This window comes from Bacteroides sp. D55t1_190419_B8 (genome assembly GCF_015558905.1).
In the GTDB taxonomy this organism is placed as follows: domain Bacteria; phylum Bacteroidota; class Bacteroidia; order Bacteroidales; family Bacteroidaceae; genus Bacteroides; species Bacteroides vicugnae.
Genome location: NZ_JADMOU010000003.1, coordinates 243,425 through 263,114 on the forward strand (window position 1 = coordinate 243,425; position 19,690 = coordinate 263,114).

The 19,690-nt window shown below is 41.8% G+C and carries 17 protein-coding genes and 1 tRNA gene; 13 read left to right on the top strand and 5 right to left on the bottom strand.

Annotated features, from left to right (window positions below; genetic code table 11):
- Positions 1–4 precede the first annotated feature (4 nt).
- The 12 genes from I2I13_RS04440 (at position 5) to I2I13_RS04495 (ending at position 11,289) form a co-directional block, all read left to right on the top strand.
- On the top strand, positions 5–964 hold the full coding sequence (locus tag I2I13_RS04440) for a tyrosine-type DNA invertase cluster 3b (protein ID WP_195648911.1): 960 nt from the start codon (positions 5–7) through the stop codon (positions 962–964).
- 349 nt (positions 965–1,313) lie between these two features.
- On the top strand, positions 1,314–1,985 hold the full coding sequence (locus I2I13_RS04445) for a DUF3575 domain-containing protein (protein ID WP_148364157.1): 672 nt from the start codon (positions 1,314–1,316) through the stop codon (positions 1,983–1,985).
- Positions 1,986–2,010: 25 nt separating this feature from the next.
- Positions 2,011–3,042, top strand: a complete 1,032-nt coding sequence (locus tag I2I13_RS04450) for a DUF3868 domain-containing protein (RefSeq protein ID WP_120080760.1) — start codon at positions 2,011–2,013, stop codon at positions 3,040–3,042.
- Between the two features lie 12 nt (positions 3,043–3,054).
- Positions 3,055–3,624 (top strand): DUF3575 domain-containing protein, encoded by a 570-nt coding sequence (locus I2I13_RS04455; protein WP_195648912.1) that lies wholly within the window; start codon positions 3,055–3,057, stop codon positions 3,622–3,624.
- 11 nt (positions 3,625–3,635) lie between these two features.
- Positions 3,636–3,827 carry a hypothetical protein gene (locus tag I2I13_RS04460; protein ID WP_165863283.1) on the top strand — a complete coding sequence of 64 codons (192 nt, stop codon included), beginning with the start codon at positions 3,636–3,638 and terminating at the stop codon, positions 3,825–3,827.
- A 48-nt stretch (positions 3,828–3,875) separates the two neighbouring features.
- Positions 3,876–5,291, top strand: a complete 1,416-nt coding sequence (locus tag I2I13_RS04465) for a hypothetical protein (protein ID WP_195648913.1) — start codon at positions 3,876–3,878, stop codon at positions 5,289–5,291.
- Positions 5,292–5,315: 24 nt separating this feature from the next.
- Positions 5,316–6,809 carry an Mfa1 family fimbria major subunit gene (locus I2I13_RS04470; RefSeq protein WP_120080752.1) on the top strand — a complete coding sequence of 498 codons (1,494 nt, stop codon included), beginning with the start codon at positions 5,316–5,318 and terminating at the stop codon, positions 6,807–6,809.
- Between the two features lie 31 nt (positions 6,810–6,840).
- Positions 6,841–7,815: a FimB/Mfa2 family fimbrial subunit gene (locus I2I13_RS04475; protein ID WP_195648914.1), complete on the top strand. Its 975-nt coding sequence runs from the start codon at positions 6,841–6,843 to the stop codon at positions 7,813–7,815.
- A 527-nt stretch (positions 7,816–8,342) separates the two neighbouring features.
- Positions 8,343–8,414, top strand: a tRNA-Glu gene (locus tag I2I13_RS04480).
- Between the two features lie 42 nt (positions 8,415–8,456).
- Positions 8,457–8,711 carry a 30S ribosomal protein S20 gene (gene rpsT / locus I2I13_RS04485; protein ID WP_004298235.1) on the top strand — a complete coding sequence of 85 codons (255 nt, stop codon included), beginning with the start codon at positions 8,457–8,459 and terminating at the stop codon, positions 8,709–8,711.
- A 198-nt stretch (positions 8,712–8,909) separates the two neighbouring features.
- Positions 8,910–10,868: a DNA topoisomerase (ATP-hydrolyzing) subunit B gene (gyrB, locus tag I2I13_RS04490; protein WP_074558273.1), complete on the top strand. Its 1,959-nt coding sequence runs from the start codon at positions 8,910–8,912 to the stop codon at positions 10,866–10,868.
- A 211-nt stretch (positions 10,869–11,079) separates the two neighbouring features.
- On the top strand, positions 11,080–11,289 hold the full coding sequence (locus tag I2I13_RS04495) for a hypothetical protein (protein WP_004298238.1): 210 nt from the start codon (positions 11,080–11,082) through the stop codon (positions 11,287–11,289).
- On the opposite strand, the gene I2I13_RS04500 is transcribed toward I2I13_RS04495, so the two are convergent.
- Together I2I13_RS04500 and gpmI are read right to left on the bottom strand one after the other, a co-directional pair.
- Positions 11,286–11,867 (bottom strand): DUF3109 family protein, encoded by a 582-nt coding sequence (locus I2I13_RS04500; RefSeq protein ID WP_008649198.1) that lies wholly within the window; start codon positions 11,865–11,867, stop codon positions 11,286–11,288. The two genes, I2I13_RS04495 and I2I13_RS04500, sit on opposite strands and share 4 nt — an antisense overlap.
- Positions 11,868–12,036: 169 nt before the next feature.
- A complete protein-coding gene (gpmI, locus tag I2I13_RS04505) occupies positions 12,037–13,551 on the bottom strand; it encodes a 2,3-bisphosphoglycerate-independent phosphoglycerate mutase (RefSeq protein ID WP_148364161.1) in 1,515 nt (504 codons plus the stop codon).
- A gap of 347 nt (positions 13,552–13,898) precedes the next feature.
- Between gpmI and I2I13_RS04510 the strand changes: the two genes are divergently transcribed.
- Entirely contained in the window at positions 13,899–14,828 is a 930-nt protein-coding gene (locus I2I13_RS04510) for a magnesium transporter CorA family protein (protein ID WP_008649186.1), read from the top strand.
- A gap of 127 nt (positions 14,829–14,955) precedes the next feature.
- Here the strand turns inward: I2I13_RS04510 and I2I13_RS04515 are convergent, their stop codons facing one another.
- The 3 genes from I2I13_RS04515 to I2I13_RS04525 all read right to left on the bottom strand — a co-directional run bounded on the left by I2I13_RS04515 (position 14,956) and on the right by I2I13_RS04525 (position 19,575).
- Positions 14,956–16,497: a DUF5723 family protein gene (locus I2I13_RS04515; protein WP_008649185.1), complete on the bottom strand. Its 1,542-nt coding sequence runs from the start codon at positions 16,495–16,497 to the stop codon at positions 14,956–14,958.
- Positions 16,498–16,677: 180 nt separating this feature from the next.
- Entirely contained in the window at positions 16,678–17,280 is a 603-nt protein-coding gene (locus I2I13_RS04520) for a ribonuclease HII (protein ID WP_074558286.1), read from the bottom strand.
- Between the two features lie 90 nt (positions 17,281–17,370).
- On the bottom strand, positions 17,371–19,575 hold the full coding sequence (locus tag I2I13_RS04525) for a sodium-translocating pyrophosphatase (protein ID WP_195648915.1): 2,205 nt from the start codon (positions 19,573–19,575) through the stop codon (positions 17,371–17,373).
- Between the last annotated feature and the right edge of the window lie 115 nt (positions 19,576–19,690).

The following is a 19,690-nucleotide window of genomic DNA, read 5'->3' on the forward strand; positions in this document are numbered from 1 at the left end:
GCTTATGAAACGAAAAAGTAATAAAAACGGATTTACCGGATGCGCCAAAGCATATATCCGGAATTTACAGGAAGAAGGTCGTTATTCGACAGCACATGTGTATAAGAATGCAATTCTGTCATTCACAAGGTTCTGCGGTACTCCCGGCATAGCTTTCGGACAGGTCACCCGCGATAGTTTGAGACGATACGGACAGCATCTCCACGAACATGGGTTGAAACCAAACACTGTTTCGACCTATATGCGTATGTTGCGCAGCATCTATAACCGTGGTGTGGAGGCAGGTATAGCCCGCTTCATCCCCCGGTTGTTTCGCGACGTATACACTGGCGTAGATGTACGGCAGAAAAGGGCACTCCCTGTCAGCGAACTGCATACACTTCTCTACAAAGCTCCTCAATCCCAACACTTAAGTCGTACGCAAGCTATCGCACGGTTGATGTTCCAATTCTGCGGTATGCCGTTCTCTGATTTCGCACATTTAGAAAAATCGGCATTGGAACACGGAATCCTTAGATACAATCGCATAAAAACAGGCACACCAATAAGCCTTGAAATCCTGGACACCTCCAAGAAAGAGATAAACAGACTGCGTAACAACAATCCGCCGAGAGAAGATTGCCCAGACTACCTATTTAATATAATGAAAGGAGATAAGAGACGAAAAGAAGAAAGCATATATAAGGAATATCAGTCAGCCCTCCGCCGATTCAACAATCAATTGAAAAGCCTGTCAAAAGAGCTAAACCTAAAATCACCTGTCAGTTCATATACTATCCGGCATTCTTGGGCAACAAATGCCAAATACCAGGGAATCCCTATTGAAATGATCAGTGAATCATTAGGACATAAATCAATAAAAACCACACAAACTTATCTGAAAGGTTTTGGTTTGAAGAAAAGAACAGAAGCCAACCAATTGAATTGTTTTTACGTAGAATCTTACAGCACAAGTCATCAATAAAATATAAGCAGCTATCTATCAGCAATCTACCTTATCCATTACTTCTTAGGTAACGGATATAAATACTGCACAAAGATATATAAAAAGAGTATTACATTCCAAATTAATTATAGATTATTTTATTCAACTTCTTCCGAAGAATAAAATAAGATATGAGAACACGAATCACTTTTAGTTCATGTTCCAACTATCTATTGCCAATCATCGGACCGTTTTTTCTGTCCGAAAGCTTCCAGAGACGTATATCAATAAAAGACCACTGTCTTTTTTACTTTTCCCCCATGTGCTCCTGTCATTAAACAGGAGTTCCGTTACCTAAGAAGTAACAGATACACATAAACAAATAATTATGACACACAAACCCGATATCAGTAAAAATGAAAGGCCTGCTGCCAGCAACAGGTGGAGATATGCGGCAAACATTAAACATGGGCTAGCCATCATTGCCTTTGTTACATGTATTCTGCCTGCTTCAAACCTTTGCGGACAAAATATAGCCATTAAAAGCAATCTGCTTTACGATCTAACCACTACTCTCAACATGGGAGGAGAAGTGCGATGTGACGATACACATACCATCAGCCTTTCTCTCAATTACAATCCCTGGGACTTCGGAGGGAACAAAAAGATGAAACATTTCCTGTTACAGCCGGAATACCGTAAATGGTTTAATGAAGCATTCACAGGAAATTTTATCGGCTTTCAGCTACACTATGCTTTGTTCAATTTTGGAGGAATGCTCCCTTGGGGATTCAGCGATGGGAAAATGCTGGGTATTGAGAACAGGCAGATTGCTCATAACAGATATCAAGGCAATCTGGCGGGTTTCGGCATTTCCTACGGTTATCAATGGATGATCAGCCCTCAATGGAACCTGGAAGCAGGAATCTCACTCGGATATGCACACCTTAATTATAAACGCTACGGACAGTCTGAAGGTGCAGCCCTATTGGAAAAATCAAGCTGCAACTACTGGGGACCTACACAAGCAGGGATATCAATCATATATTTCATCCGATAAATCAACCTAATAATAACCACATAAAATGAAAACGAAAGCATTCATATTTTTCAGCTTATTGATATGCAATCTACTCCCGGCACAAAACATTAAACTGGATATTACTCCACACTTTCTCGGAGTGCGGGCAGATTCATTACTACTCTCCATGGATGTATCGGTAGAAATAGAAAATATGGAGTCTAAAAATGCCGTCAGACTAACGCCCGTCTTAACCGGACAGGAAAAGAAAATCTTACTGCCCTCCATCCTATTGAACGGCAAACAAAAACAGAAATTATATCTGCGCAACCAGATATTACGAAAAAAAAGCGGGCATAAAGAAGAGGATGCAACCTACCTCGTTGCCGGTATCGGCGAAAGTCATTCCCGCACCATCGCTTACCGGACTTCGTTGCCCGCAGAAGATTGGATGAACCACGCAACTCTCCTCCTTCGGAGAACAATCATCCGTCCTGAAAGCGAACAAGCGTTGAAAGACACTTTACTCATTACATCTCAACCTGCTGCACTCCCATCCCTCCAAAAGAATCCGGACGAGGCTACGTCAACAGCAGAAAACACGTCTCAGGCCGATACGACAACCACAAAAATGAAATATAAAGGTTCGTATGTTTCTCCGGCTACGGATGATGTAGATATACGAAATCAGAAAGAGTTGAATTTTAATCTTGAAGAGGCTAAGATTATGGCTGACGTCAATCCACAAATGTTGTCGCTCCGCGAACTCTATACCGTAGCTCTGTCGTATGCAGATAACAAAGCCAAGTTTTACCAAATTATTAACATCAGTGTCAAACTGTATCCTGTACACCCCATCGCCAACCTGAACGCTGCCGCTGCCGCCATCGAACAAGGAAATACTCAATCAATAAGCAAGTTTTTATCGATGGCTCCTCATGACAACCTTGCTTACAAGAATTGCCGGGGTGTATATGAGCTAATGACTGGAAACACATACGAAGGCATTCGTATGTTAAAGGCCGCTAAGACAGAAGGGTCAGAAGAGGCTTCTTACAATCTGAATGTATTTTTTGAAAATAATAAACGTCCTTAACGAGCAGATACAATGAAATATTTCTTATTCTTATTCCTGTTCTTATCAGTTGGTTGGCTCCACTGTCACTCACAGAAAGTAGCAGTCAGGGTGAATGCGCTTCCTGCAATAGATGGGGCTCTCGAGGTCGGAGTCTCATATGCCATCGGAAATAAAAGCACAGTTGAACTGACCGGCAGTCTGCGACCATGGAAACGGGAAGAGAAATATGTGAACCGCTATTGGCTGATACAACCAGAATATAAATACTGGACTTGCCAGAAGTTTAACGGCTTTTTCTGGGGTACTTACCTCAATGGGGCACAATTCAATATCGGAGGGAAAAAACTGCCTTTCGGTATATTCGCCGGGTTGAAAAAGTACAGATATGAAGGATGGCTGGCAGGCGGAGGTATCAGTGCCGGATATCACTGGATGCTGAATGATCATTGGAATATAGAAACAAGTCTGGGAGTAGGATACGATTTTATCCGCTACAAGCAATACAACTGCGTCAAGAAATGCGCCGGATTACGGGACAAAGGTGATTATCATTACATAGGGCCTAGTAAGGCTTCAATAAGTTTAGTTTATCTATTTTAAAATAAAACAGGATGAAAAGTTTATGGAAAGTCTGGTTCTCCAGAAAAAGAAGTATCTACATACGAATAGCACGTCAATGCCGTTCTACCCCATGGAGAGTATATTATCTAGGACATGGAGGCATCAGCAGATCAATAAAGGACATGAAGATATTGAAAGCATTGCAGCAGCAAGGAATCATTTCACGAATTTATCCATGGTGAGTTATGATTGCTTTTGTTACGGATAAGGAGTCATTTAGTTATAAAAATATGAAAACAGGAGGAACTTTTATCATTGCAGCCATCTTATCTCTTTCTCTTCAGGCACAGACACCTGTAGCAGGAGATGATGGCACTGTTCGAGCCACTTCCTCCAGCCTGCACAAGGCCGGGAAAGAATTACTGGTTTCTATTGGAATAGAAGTCACTCGTGACTTCCTGCCCAATGAATCAATGACATTGATACCTGTTGTCAGTGACAGTCTGGAACACCGGTTGGAATTACCACCGATCTATATCAACAGCCGAAAACAACACATCATATTTTTGCGCGAAGCCGGCAAGAAGGAAAAAGAAGCCGAAGCATTGCAAAGAAAAAACGGAAGTCGGCAGACAATACATTATCTGCAATCTGTACCTTTCGAAAGTTGGATGAATCATGCCACTCTCTCACTCGTTGAGAAAAGCTGTGGCTGTGGGATTCCGGGTGAAGAAAATTTCACTTGTATCGCCCGTTTACACCCACAGCCAACCCCTATTCCACAACTCGTATTCCTGACTCCCCAAGTGGAAACCTCGAAAATCAGAGAAGAAAAAGGGTGTGCGTTTATTGATTTTCCTGTCAATGTGACTGCTATATACGAAACATACAGCAACAATACAGTAGAACTGAATAAAATTATTGAAACAATCAACACCATTAAAAATGACACCAACGTTACCATCACACACATCAGCATTCACGGCTACGCTTCACCCGACGGACCTTACCGACTCAATGAGAAGTTGGCCCGTGAACGTACTCAATCTGTGAAAGAGTATGTAAATCAGCTATATGCATTCGACGGAGCGCATATCCGGACAGACTATACTCCCGAAGATTGGGAAGGATTTGAAGCTCTTCTCTGTGATACGACTTTTCAAGAGAAAGAAGCGATAATAAAAACCATAACAAGCGACATTCACCCCGACAGCAAGGAGAGAAAGTTAAAAAAACACTTCCCTGCATTCTACGATTTTGTCCTGAAGCATTGGTTTACTCTACTTAGACATTCCGACTACACTATTGAATATCGTGTACGCCCGTTTACTCTTGCAGAATCCCGGAAAGTCTTTACTACAAACCCTAAAAATTTGAGTCTTGAAGAAATGTTTCGTCTCGCACTTGCCAGTACACCTGGAAGCGAAACTTATAATCAGATTTTCATGGCTGCCGTACAACTATTTCCCGATAATCCCACAGCCAACTTGAATGCCGCCTGTATAGCCTTGATGCAAAGAGACGTCCAAACAGCTGCCACTTATCTGGAAAAAGCTCCGGAAGTACCGGAAACAATATTAGCAAAAGGAGTTCTATGCTTTCTTAAAAATAACTATGAGGAAGCAGAGTACTTATTCAGACAAGCTCAAAAAGCAGGACTATCACAAGCGGATAATAATCTGCAATTAGTCCTTGAATTAAAATAAATACTCATTAAAATCAAATGTAAAATGAAAAGATTCAGTAAATTAATGTCACTGCTTTTATTCGCGGCAGTCACACAGTACAGTTGCATCAATGATGCAGATGTGGTCATCGCCGATGACACTCATTCAGAGTCAAATGGTAATCTCGCCTTGTTCTTCGAGATTCCAAACGTTGCTACCAGCCGAAGTGCCGAATCGTCCGGCGTTACCACCGAAGGTTCGAAAGAAGAATATGCGGTAAAGAGTCTCACAGTTTATCTATTTGACTCGACCACAAAAACGCTCAAAGATCAGCAGGAACTGAAGAACATCAACCGGACAGTTACGAGCGGTCAAAACATACAGTACACCGCTGACAAAATCACTGTAAATCCGGGAACTTATAACATCTTTGCCATAGCTAACGGAAAAGCAATCACTGGAAATATCAGCACACAAGAGGCTTTTCTGAATGCAGTTGATGCCGTTACTTACAGTGCAGGAAAAATTCCAAGCGTACCCGAAAACGGTTTCGTTATGACCAATCGTGGAGCTGCCAATCTGAACGTTGAAGTGAAGAAACCTACAGATTCCGATAAAGTGACCAGTGTATCTATTGGTCTCGAACGCGTGGTTGCCAAAGTCGAACTGACTCAAACACAGGAAACTTTCCCGCTAACAGACCCAGCCGGAAAGACCTACTGTACAATCAAACTGAACAATTTCAGAATGTTGAACCTGGCAACCCAGTTCTATACTTTCCGCCATACAGCGGTACTGAACAGTTTCCAGGAACCAGATTCATATACTGATGAAAACTTCGGTGATATCAACGACAACAATGGTTATGTTATCGATCCCTATTTCTTCAAGAAAACAGTGGAGAATGCCGGGGACTTTACAAACGCCGATGGTTTCTTTGCACAAGCTCTAGTACAGTTGGATATCAACGACGGCAACTGGGCAGGTATGGCGCAAGCTAACAGTTGGTCACATATCTACTGCCTGGAAAACTGTATGTTCCTTGACGCCCAACTGAACGCATACAGCACGGGAGTTATGTTCAAAGCCAACATGGATATTGCCCCCGACCGCGTTTTCAATGAAAATGGCGATGTAGTTAGCAATCAGTCCAACTGGCCGACTAATATGTTCTACTTCAATTACAACTTTTATACCAGCGTAGATGCAATCCGTAAACTAGTCCTTAATAATTTGCCCAATGATGTCACTGACAACTCGACAACAGAAGAACTAGCCCGATATAGTATCAAACGTTTCAAGAAAACGGAAAACTACTCTTGTTATTACAATTACTGGATCAAACACCTTGATAATAATTCTCCGGAAATGGGTGTTATGGAATTCGGTATCGTACGCAACAATATATACAGATTGTCAGTCAACAAAATTGCAGGACTCGGTAGCGGCGAACCTTTCATCGACCCGGATCAGCCGGATGAATATAAAGCCGAACTAGACATCAATTTCAATGTTTTTCCGTGGGCCGTACGTAATCAAGATGTAGAACTTGAATAAATATTGGCCACCCGAACTAAATTTATTATAAATGCGTCCATTTTTACTCTATATTATCAGTGCCATCGCCTTGTTCTCATCCTGTGACTGGGTGAACGACGACTTGTCAGACTGCCCTTCCGGGACTTGGCTGAAAATCTCGTATACCTATAATATACTAGATGTGGACGCTGCCTCCACACAAGTAAGCGATATTACCATCCTTGCTTTCGACAAGGATGATAAATATGTGGATCGAGTGGACGTAGACAGCATTACATTACATCAAGGCTACTGTATGGTAAAAGTACCATTTCCCGAAGGAACTTATCGTCTGCTTATATGGGGAGGGACATCCAACCATATGTACCAGCTCCCTAATCTCAAAGCCGGACAAACGGAACGAAGGTCCCTGAATATATCACTGGCATGCGACAATAAGAATCAGTCGGACAGGAAACTGAATGCACTCTTTTACAGTAGCCTTGAAAATATTACTATTAGTCAAAAATATCAGGTTATTACCGCCAATTTAGTGAAAGATACTAATTATTTCTCATGCATTCTTCAAGATGAAGCAAATGCTCCTCTACGCCAAGAGGACTTTTCCTTTACGCTAGAATCTGGCAACGGAATAATAGACTACACAAACACACCGGTCGGTACAACTCCAGTCTACTATCTTCCATATCAGAAGGAAGTGGCTGTAATGTCCGAGCAAACTCCGGTCATTCATGCGAGATTAAATACATTACGTATCATGAAAGGGGATCAGACAACCTTATCGATCAAACATATACCAAGCGGCAAGAACATTCTTCGTCTCCCACTCACCCAATATCTGTTGTTATCCAAAATCTACAATGATATAGGTGAAATGAGTGACCAGGAGTATCTCGACCGTCAGGACTCATATACGCTTTTGTTCTTTATCCAGTCATCGGATACCGGGATTCCGAAGATATGCCCAAGAATGCAAGTTAACGGATGGATTATACGCCTGAACAACTCCGAACTGGAGTCTTAAAAACGTATGGCGAAATAGTATGTGAACAATATTTAGGTGAGATGTATTTACAAAGGCTACTGCGAAGTACCCTAGCGGGCTCTTTTGCCCTCTGCTCATGTAATGTTTCCCACTACATGTAGCATCTTAATAAAACGATTTTTCAAAGAAAATATCGTTTTATTAAAATTGTTTGTTTTGTTTGTGTTTCGTGCATTCTGTCCAAGCGAGGAGAGAATGCACTTTTTTTGTTACAAGAGAAATCACAAATAAGTAGCCTTTTTAGTTCATTATAATATAATAAGGTATATGAAAGAGGACACCTTCCAGTTTTTTTACCGGAAAGAAGTTTTTTTATAAAAAGTAAAGCATTCTATTTCATTGAATATCAAGATAAAAGAATGGTCAATTTGAAAAAAAACGCATATTCCACGAAAATTTTCCTATGAATCATTTGTCAGTTTCAAAAAAGTTCCTACCTTTGCATCCGCAATCGAGAAACAAACACAGATTCGAGAAAGCAAAACGCAGAAATGCAACAATAGGATGGCCCGTTCGTCTATCGGTTAGGACGCAAGATTTTCATTCTTGAAAGGGGGGTTCGATTCCCCCACGGGCTACAAGTTAAAAGAATAAAGAACTAAAAAAATAGATTAGTCGAGATGGCAAATCATAAATCATCACTGAAAAGAATCAGACAAGAAGAGACTAGAAGACTTCACAACAGATATTATGGCAAGACCATGAGAAATGCTGTTAGAAAGCTTCGTGCAACTACTGATAAAGCAGAAGCAGTTGCAATGTACCCAGGCATTACAAAGATGTTGGATAAGTTGGCTAAGGTGAATATTATTCACAAGAACAAAGCCAGCAATCTGAAATCTAAGTTAGCTCTTTACATCAACAAGCTCGCTTAATAGAAAGAATTTTATAATTCTACATAGCATCCAGGCTGAACTTTTAAGTTCGGCCTTTCTTGTTTATAACCCATTGAATATCAAACTTATCAAGATAGCGGAGAATCCACTCACATTCTTTATTTTTCACTGATTATTCTTCGTCAAGTCGACAATTTTCACTATATTTGCTCTGTTATTAAAGTTAGAAAGGCAATTATGAGCGAAGAACAAATCACTCCCAATAACGGGTCTTATTCTGCGGATAGTATCCAGGTATTGGAAGGTCTTGAAGCAGTAAGAAAACGCCCTGCGATGTACATTGGTGACATCAGCGTCAAGGGACTTCACCATTTGGTATACGAAATCGTTGACAACTCTATCGACGAAGCATTGGCCGGATATTGCGACCATATCGAAGTAATAATCAACGAAGACAATTCAATCACAGTACAGGACAACGGACGCGGTATTCCGGTGGACTATCACGAGAAAGAAAAGAAGTCGGCACTGGAAGTTGCCATGACTGTACTGCACGCCGGAGGTAAATTCGACAAAGGATCTTACAAGGTATCCGGAGGTTTGCACGGTGTAGGTATGTCTTGCGTAAATGCGCTGTCTACCCACATGACTACGCAAGTATTCCGTAATGGCAAAATCTACCAGCAGGAGTACGAGATCGGTAAACCGCTTTACTCTGTAAAAGAAGTCGGCACAGCCGACATCACGGGAACCCGCCAACAATTCTGGCCGGACAATACCATCTTTACAGAAACGGTATACGATTACAAGATTCTGGCTTCACGCCTGCGTGAATTAGCTTATCTGAACGCTGGTCTCCGTATTTCCCTGACCGACCGTCGAGTTGTGAACGAAGACGGAAGCTTCAAGGGTGAGCAGTTCTATTCAGAAGAAGGCTTGAGAGAGTTTGTACGTTTTATCGAGTCTTCACGCGAGCACTTGATTAACGACGTTATCTATCTGAACTCGGAAAAACAGGGAATCCCTATTGAGGTGGCTATCATGTACAATACCGGATTCTCCGAAAACGTTCACTCATACGTTAACAATATCAACACCATTGAAGGTGGTACACACCTGGCAGGTTTCCGCCGTGCGCTGACCCGTACGTTGAAGAAATATGCCGAAGACAGCAAGATGCTGGAAAAAGTGAAGGTTGAAATCTCGGGAGATGACTTCCGCGAGGGTTTGACTGCCGTTATCTCCGTAAAAGTGCAAGAGCCACAGTTTGAAGGACAGACTAAAACGAAGTTGGGTAACAACGAAGTGATGGGTGCTGTCGACCAGGCAGTGGGGGAAGTATTGGCATATTATCTGGAAGAGCATCCGAAGGAAGCAAAAACGATTGTAGACAAGGTGATTCTCGCCGCTACCGCACGTCATGCAGCAAGAAAAGCCCGTGAAATGGTACAACGCAAGTCCCCAATGTCAGGAGGCGGTCTACCAGGTAAATTGGCTGACTGTTCGGATAAGGATGCAACGAAATGTGAATTATTCCTCGTCGAGGGAGATTCGGCAGGTGGTACTGCCAAGCAGGGACGTAACCGTATGTTCCAGGCTATCCTCCCATTGCGCGGTAAGATTCTGAACGTAGAGAAAGCCATGTATCACAAGGCTTTGGAAAGTGATGAAATCCGTAACATCTACACAGCCCTCGGTGTTACTATCGGAACTGACGAGGACAGCAAAGAAGCGAATATCCAAAAGCTGCGCTATCACAAGATCATCATCATGACCGATGCCGACGTCGATGGTTCTCACATCGACACACTGATCATGACGTTCTTCTTCCGCTATATGCCACAGATTATTCAGAATGGCTATTTGTACATCGCTACTCCCCCGCTCTACCTCTGCAAAAAAGGTAAAGTAGAAGAGTATTGCTGGACAGATGCACAACGCCAGAAGTTTATCGATACTTACGGTGGCGGTTCGGAAAGTGCTGTTCATACACAGCGCTACAAAGGTTTGGGTGAAATGAACGCACAGCAATTGTGGGAAACAACTATGGACCCCGAAAACCGTATGTTGAAACAAGTAAATATTGACAACGCTGCAGAAGCCGATTATATCTTCTCTATGTTAATGGGTGAAGATGTAGGACCACGCCGCGAGTTCATTGAAGAAAATGCAACGTATGCAAATATCGACACATAATTTAAATAATTACGTTTTATAAACCAACCTCACATCTTACAACGAGGAAACGCCGATGGCGAAGGAACATCCTTCGATCGGCGTTTTTCTTTTGCCCAAAGGGTCTTTATGTTCGAATAGTTCAACTGCCTATCTCTTAATAAAAGCTAACAGCAGAAACGTTTTCCATACAAAATCACTATCTTGCATAAAAAGCAAAGAAAACATAACTATGAAAATGAAAACTACTGCTCCTAATCCGTTATTTGCAAAGATCAGGTTGTTTCTTATTGTATTGACTTCCTGTGTGATCGCCACTTGTATCTTCTTGATTATTATTCATCCGGAAGTATGGATGATACCGGCATGCGGAATAATAATCGCATTGTGTATTTTACTATATCAAGTATATTGCATACGCAAGAACCGGAAGAGAATTTAAATATATTGTTGCTTTTTCAGTTCTTCGGCAACAGTAACCAGTTCTTTGTACCATTCTTCACCGAACTTACGGATTAAAGGCTCTTTCAGAAACTGATATACGGGAAGATTCTCTTTTTTTCCCAGCAAAACCGCTGCTTTGCATATGTCCCAACGATTATAATTCACCGCTTTATAAGGTCCGTAATCTCCAATCCGGATAGGGTAAAGATGGCAGGACACCGGTTTATAGAAAGCAGTCTTTCCCGCTCGATAGGCCTTTTCGATTGCGCAATAACAACAACCGTTCTCATCATAACAAGTAAACACACAGTCCTTATTATTGACAATAGAAGTCACCAAATCACCTTCCTGATCCGTATATACCACTCCTTGCTTTTCAATCACCGCACGTGCCTCCGGAGCCAGTTCGTCCCAGATAACCGGCAAAACTTCTTCCAACTCCATCACCTCATCCAGCTCTACCGGAGCACCGGCATCACCTTCAATGCAACAAGCACCCTTACAGGCACCCAGATCGCAAAGAAACTTCTCCTGAAATACATCAAGAGATACTACTACATCACCTATTTGTATCATCTTAAATTGAGAATTAAAAATTGAGAAATAAATGTTTTGATAAAACAAACTCTTTTTCAGATCCTACTAAAAACTTGTATGCGTTTACTATACGAATAGCAAACGCATACGATTTAACATGAATAGCATTATTCTTAGCTATCATTTTTTAATTTTTAATTCTCAATTCTCAATTTATCAACACTTTTCCGTCCATTTCAGCCGGAACAGCCAGCCCCATAATCTTGAGAATAGTCGGAGCAACATCTGCCAGACGACCGTTTTCTACTTTCGCAGCTTTGTTCTCAGTTACGTAAACACAAGGAACAGGGTTCAAAGAGTGAGCAGTGTTCGGAGTACCGTCTTCGTTCAAAGCGTGGTCAGCGTTACCATGATCAGCAATGATAATTGCTTCGTAATCCTGTGCTTTGGCAGCTTCAATTACATCTTTCACGCAAGCATCTACAGCAATAACAGCTTTCTCGATTGCTTCATAAATACCGGTATGACCTACCATGTCACCATTAGCGAAGTTCACTACGATGAAATCATATTTGTTCTCGTTGATGGCAGCCACCAGTTTGTCTTTTACTTCGAAAGCGCTCATTTCCGGCTTCAAGTCGTAAGTAGCCACTTTGGGAGAAGGAACAAGAATACGATCTTCTTTGTCAAACGGAGTTTCACGTCCACCATTGAAGAAGAATGTTACGTGTGCATACTTTTCTGTTTCAGCGATATGAAGTTGGCTCAAGCCTTTAGAAGCAAGATATTCGCCCAATGTATTAGATACATTATCTTTGTCAAACAGGATATGAACACCCTTGAAAGAAGCATCGTACGGAGTCATACAGTAATATTGCAGGCCCGGGATGGTGTGCATACCGGCTTCCGGCATATCTTGTTGAGTCAATACAACAGTCAACTCTTTGGCACGGTCATTACGGTAGTTGAAGAAGATAACCACATCACCTTCTTTGATTGTTCCGTCACAGTTGGCATTCACAATCGGTTTGATGAATTCATCTGTAACACCTGCATTATAAGAGTCCTGCATGGCCTGAACCATATCGGTAGCTTTCTCACCTATGCCGTTTACAAGCAGGTCATAAGCTTCTTTTACACGTTCCCAGCGTTTGTCACGGTCCATAGCGTAATAACGGCCGATGATAGAAGCAATCTTGCCTGCAGATTTCTCACAGTGTGCAGAAAGTTCTTCGATAAAGCCTTTACCGCTCTTCGGGTCAGTGTCACGACCATCCATGAAGCAGTGGATAAATGTATTGTCGATGTTATATTCTTTAGCGATATCGCAAAGTTTGAAGAGATGAACGAGTGAGCTGTGTACGCCACCGTTAGAAGTCAGCCCCATAAAGTGAACACTCTTTCCGTTTTCTTTTGCATAAGAGAAAGCAGAAACGACTTCAGGATTTTTCAGGATGCTATTATCAGCACATGCACGATTGATTTTTACCAAATCCTGATAAACCACGCGTCCGGCACCGATATTCAAGTGACCTACTTCCGAGTTACCCATCTGTCCGTCGGGCAAACCTACGTTTTCACCGCTTGCCTGAAGTTGAGAGTGAGGATAAGTAGTCATCAGATAATCCCAGTAAGGAGTGGGCGTGTTGAAGATTACGTCGTCTTTCTTTTGGTCACCTAATCCCCAACCATCGAGGATCATTAAAAGGGCTTTCTTACTCATAATATTTCAATATTTAAATTATCACTCTGATTTTCGGGCGCAAAGGTACAAAAAAGATGGTTACGTAAACGTTTAATCTATGTTAAGTTACAGGGCAGAAGTGCACCAGGCTATGAATGTTTTTCTTACTTTGTAAAAGTACTTTCAATATATTGATCGAAAAACACGATACAAAAGGCGGAACCTACTTCATTTTTCCGTACCTTTGCATCGCTTTAAAAATAAAATCATAGAAATATGGACGATTCAAACCCGCGAACGTGCACAACTAGTATTAATTAAAGCGAACAGAGTCATTGAAACCTGATGCCTCTGCTCGTGTCAAACAAACGAAAGGAGGCAATAAGATGAGAACGTATCTTTATTGTGAAGCTGGCTTTGTGGAAAAAGCTCAATGGCTTCCTAACAGCTGGGTAAATGTAGTATGCCCGAATAACGATGACTTTGAATTTCTAACTCAAACTCTCAACGTACCCGAATCATTTCTTAATGACATAGCCGATACGGACGAACGTCCGCGTACGGATACGGAAGGTAACTGGCTATTGACCATTCTTCGTATCCCTGTACAGATTGCGCAAAACAGCACTCTGCCTTTCAGCACCGTACCAATTGGTATCATCACCAACAATGAGATCATTGTGTCCGTCTGTTATCATAACACTGATCTATTACCGGATTTTATTGAACACACCCGCCGAAAAGGGATTGTTGTGCGCAACAAACTGGATCTGATTCTCCGGATCATCTATTCTTCTGCCGTGTGGTTCCTGAAGTATCTAAAGCAGATAAACATAGACATCAGCGCCGCAGAAAAGGAACTGGAGCGAAGCATCCGCAACGAGGACCTGCTCCGGCTGATGAGACTGCAGAAAACACTTGTCTACTTCAACACTTCCATCCGCGGAAATGAAGTAATGATAGGAAAGTTAAGAACTATCTTCCAGGATACGGATTATCTGGACACAGAACTTGTGGAGGATGTTATTATCGAATTGAAACAGGCACTTAACACGGTGAATATTTACAGTGATATTCTCACGGGAACAATGGATGCTTTTGCCTCTATTATCTCCAATAACGTGAATACGATCATGAAACGTATGACAAGTTTATCCATCGTCCTGATGCTCCCGACATTGATTGCCAGTTTCTATGGTATGAATGTGGATATTCATCTGGAAGAGGTACCCTTCGCTTTCTCTTTGATTGTACTCTTCTCCATTGGATTGTCAACTCTTGCATTTGTGATATTCCGGAAGATAAAATGGTTCTAATACAAAAAACAGCTCACCATCTGTGATCCTTTAGAGGACTCTAAGACGGTAAGCTGTAAATTATACGTTTTTTATTCGATAGAGAATTAATTAAAAGAGAATGTTTAGAGAGAGAAATTAAAATATCTTATCCTTCTTTATTTGCTTTTCTTCCGCCCAACGGAATAGAAACTCCAACGAATCCGTTCACAGAGTTAGAGTTCTTACCTAAGAACATATAGTCAGTTCCGACAAACAGAGGACCTAATTTCAGACCCAGACCGAAAGATTTACCTGCTGACTGGATAGCTGAGTAGCTAAGTGCTACATTGAACCAGCTTTTCGGACGGTAGTTTGCAGAGAATGTTAATTCTGTAAGAGCATCAGGCTGTACAAAACGAGTTGTTGACAATACACCTACTGCTAATTTGTTATTGAAGAATCCATATTCTGCACCTAATACTAGGGTAGAAGCAAGACGAGATTTACGGGACTTGCTTGCTTCTTCCGTTCTAAGTTGCAACATTTCATAGTCAAGTACGTCACCGCCACTAACACGCTCCATATATCCATTAGCATCCGTCTGCAAATCCTTTATGTTATTTTCAATAGCAGTAATACTTCCAGGGATATTATTAGGATCAATACCTGATGTGTAGTCACTTCCCTTCATATCAATGCCTGCTGCTTTAGCATTAGCTATTTGAGTGCTACTTTTCGACCATGATATAAACCCCAAGTCCAAAATAGAAGCAGATACAGTCAGATTATCCATAATCTTGTAAGACGCTCCCAAGTCAATACCGAAGCCGTAACCTGCGATTCCCATGTCTTTGCTCTCAAATTCGAAATCACTAATATAATCCTGTCCATCTTCCTTTTTCAAATTCAATCCTTTGAAAGAACTTTCCAAATGAGCATCTACTGCCAGATTAGCATGGTAGCCCTCAATTTCACTTCTTAACTTCGTAATATCGTCAACACCCAAACTAGATAAATATGCTGGATCCTGTAATTGATTAATACGGGCATCACTAGGCAAATTAGCATTCATCGCAACTTTATTAAGTTTCAACTCCATGTTGCCAATACCCAATAAAGCTTTCACTCTAGCACCAACCGTCAAACGGTTATTAATCTGACGTGAAAGTCCTAAACCAACTTCAGTATAAGCATTGATATTCAATTGCTGACCACTAATATCATAGTTACTATTTCTCCAGTTTTCTTCAACTGTTTCCATCTCATTCAAAAAGGTAAACATATTCTTTGTCAGGTTAGCACCAATATCTGTACGAAGACCAATATTGAATGACCAGAAGTTTTTTCCTTTATACCATCCTGCAGAAAGAATTTCTGTACTGAAGTTTACATTCAGTTTATTATTATCTTTCAGACGATTCATGAAATCCGGTTTAGTGTAGAAATCATCGCCATCATCAATAATGTCAATGATATCCTGATAACCTAACGAAGTAGAACCAACCGTTGCATTGACAGCACCGATCACCGGAAGATTGAAGTAACCTTTAGTCGGTGTTAAAGCCGGATTCAGTTGTTGACGATAGTGAGTACCTTCCATGAAATAGGAAGTACGTAAAAACTGTGCATTTGCAGAAAGAGTGCAAACCAACATAATAAAAAATACCCCAATGAGCTTAGAAGACCATAATAGCTTGTTCGTTGCCATGATTTTAAACTTTTTAATTCTTATTATTGTTCGCAAAGATATAGCATTTCAATAACAAATAAAAGCACTAGGCAACACTTTTTTAGCCTAAACGGAACAATTTCACGGTTATCCGTAACAAAATCGTGCTTATTCTGCAAAAAAATGTAGAAAATATGTGCAAAATGAAATAAAGCGACCTTAGAAGTTCAAAGTCAACTGTCCATCTCCCAACAGGTTGAACGTCATGCGATGGTAAGGAGTAGTGCCACGTTCGGCAATGGCGGCACGATGTTTCTTAGTTGGATAACCTTTATTGTGGTCCCAATCATAATACGGAAATTCTTCGTGAAGGCGGTTCATATAATCGTCTCGATATGTTTTGGCTAAAATAGAAGCTGCTGCTATTGAAAGATATTTCCCGTCTCCTTTCACTACTGTAGTATGAGGAACACCGGGGTATTTAGTGAAACGATTACCGTCGATCAGTAAATGTTGGGGACGGGTGGACAACTGGTCCACTGCACGATGCATCGCCAGAAAAGAAGCCCGCAGGATATTTATTTCATCAATTTCTTCCGGTGACACAATGCCAACCGCCCAAGCAATCGCTTCTTTCTCTATTACCTCACGTAATGCATAACGTTGCTTTTCCGTCAGTTGTTTGGAATCATTCAACAGTTCATTCTTAAAATCCTTCGGAAGAATAACTGCAGCAGCATATACCGCTCCCGCCAAACACCCACGACCGGCCTCATCACATCCGGCCTCAATCAGATTCTCGTTCAAATAAGGTAATAACATATTTATTGCTTCTATTTTGACACAAAGGTAATTCAAATAAGAAAAAGGAGACTTGTTTTGTCTCCTTTTTCTTATTTCTCTTCTGCTTTTTTAGAATAAACTCCAAGCAACAGTAAGTCCTGCCATCACAATGGCGACCATACTCATAAGCTTTATCAAAATATTCAAGCTCGGACCGGAGGTATCTTTAAACGGATCACCTACTGTATCTCCTACTACGGTTGCTTTATGCACTTCACCGCCTTTTCCACCAAAGTTACCTTCTTCCACATATTTCTTTGCGTTATCCCATGCACCTCCGGCGTTAGCCATAAAGATAGCCAATACGAAACCAGTGCTCAAGCCACCAATCAGCAGACCGAGTACGCCGGGAACACCAAAGATAAATCCTGTAAGAATCGGAGCAACAATAGCAATCAAGGAAGGAATAACCATCTCACGCTGCGCACCCTTTGTCGATATTTCAACACAACGTTCGTAATCCGGCTCGGCTTCTCCAGTCAGAATACCCTTTATGTCACGGAACTGGCGGCGCACTTCGTCAACCATGTGTCCTGCCGCACGTCCTACTGCATTCATTGTCAAACCACAAAACAGGAAAGCCATCATTGAACCGAGGAACATGCCCGAAAGTACTTTCGGATTCATCAAGTGTACTTCGTAATAATCCATGAAGTCGATAAAAGTGGCATTTGCTACGCTGATAGAACTTCCATCTGCAAAAGTCAGGTCCACATTACCAAGACGTGTCAGACCGATTCGGATTTCTTCAATATAAGAAGCCAGCAAAGCCAAACCTGTCAGTGCAGCGGAACCTATAGCAAAACCTTTTCCCGTGGCGGCAGTTGTATTACCCAATGAATCGAGCGCATCAGTACGTTTGCGAACTTCAGCACCCAGGCCGGACATTTCCGCATTACCTCCCGCATTATCCGCAATCGGCCCGTAAGCATCCGTTGCCAATGTGATACCTAAGGTAGAAAGCATACCGACAGCTGCAATACCGATACCATACAGTCCCATACCGACATTGGCAAAATCACCTGCGGAAGCTAACAAATAGGAAGCTATGATACCGACAACCACTGCGATCACAGGAATAGCCGTTGAAAGCATACCCAAACCAATACCGGAAATAATAACGGTAGCAGGTCCAGTCTTACCGCTCTCACTTAGTTTTTGGGTAGGGCGATAGGATTGGGAAGTGTAATATTCCGTAGAGCGTCCGATGACAATACCTACCAACAATCCGACTACTACGGCACAAGAAATCAAAATCCAGTTATCAAGCTGCAAGAACCACAGGATTAAGAATGTAGCTGCAACAATAAGCACGGAGCTAAGGTTCGTACCGAAAGCCAACGAACCGAGCAAATCTTTCATAGTTGCATTCTCTTTAGTACGGACAGCAAATATACCTATAATAGAAAGGATAATACCAACAGCTGCAATCAACATCGGAGCAATAACCGCCTTGAATTGCATCACTGTATCTGCCGAATGGATAAAAGCAGCAGCACCCAGTGCAGCTGTTGCCAGAATCGAGCCACAGTAAGATTCATATAAGTCGGCTCCCATACCGGCTACGTCACCGACATTGTCACCGACATTATCGGCAATGGTGGCAGGATTACGAGGGTCATCTTCCGGAATTCCGGCTTCTACTTTACCTACCAAGTCGGCTCCAACATCGGCTGCCTTCGTATAGATACCACCACCTACACGGGCAAAGAGTGCTTGCGTAGAAGCACCCATACCGAAAGTCAGCATGGTAGTAGTAATTACACAGAGTTTATGAGTAGGTGTCAGCGCATCAGCAGGAATCACTGCATTCAACAACAGATACCAGAAAGATATATCGAGCAATCCCAGACCAACTACAACTAATCCCATCACCGCGCCGCTTCGGAAAGCAATCCTCAACCCTGCATTCAGAGAAGTGCGGGCAGCATTAGCGGTACGAGCCGATGCATAAGTCGCCGTCTTCATCCCTAGAAATCCGGAAAGTCCGGAGAAAAATCCGCCTGTAAGAAAAGCAATGGGAACCCATGCATTCTGTACATGAAAGCCATAGGCCATAATTGAAAACAGAATAACCAACCCCAAGAATACCCAGCCTACTATTTTGTATTGCTGTTTCAGATAAGACATAGCTCCTTTGCGCACAGCAGCAGCTATCTTTATCATTTGGGGTGTACCTTCGCTCTCTTTCATCATTTGCTTATGAAAGTAATAAGCAAAGCAGAGGGCTAACACGGAAGCGACTGGAACCAGCCAGAAAAGAATGTTGTCCATAGGATCAATTTTTAAAGGGTTTACGAAGGCTAAAAGTATGGAAATCAAACGAAATAAGCAAGTAAAAAAAGAAAGAATTTATAAAGCTGAATCATTCTATCTTTTATACATCTCT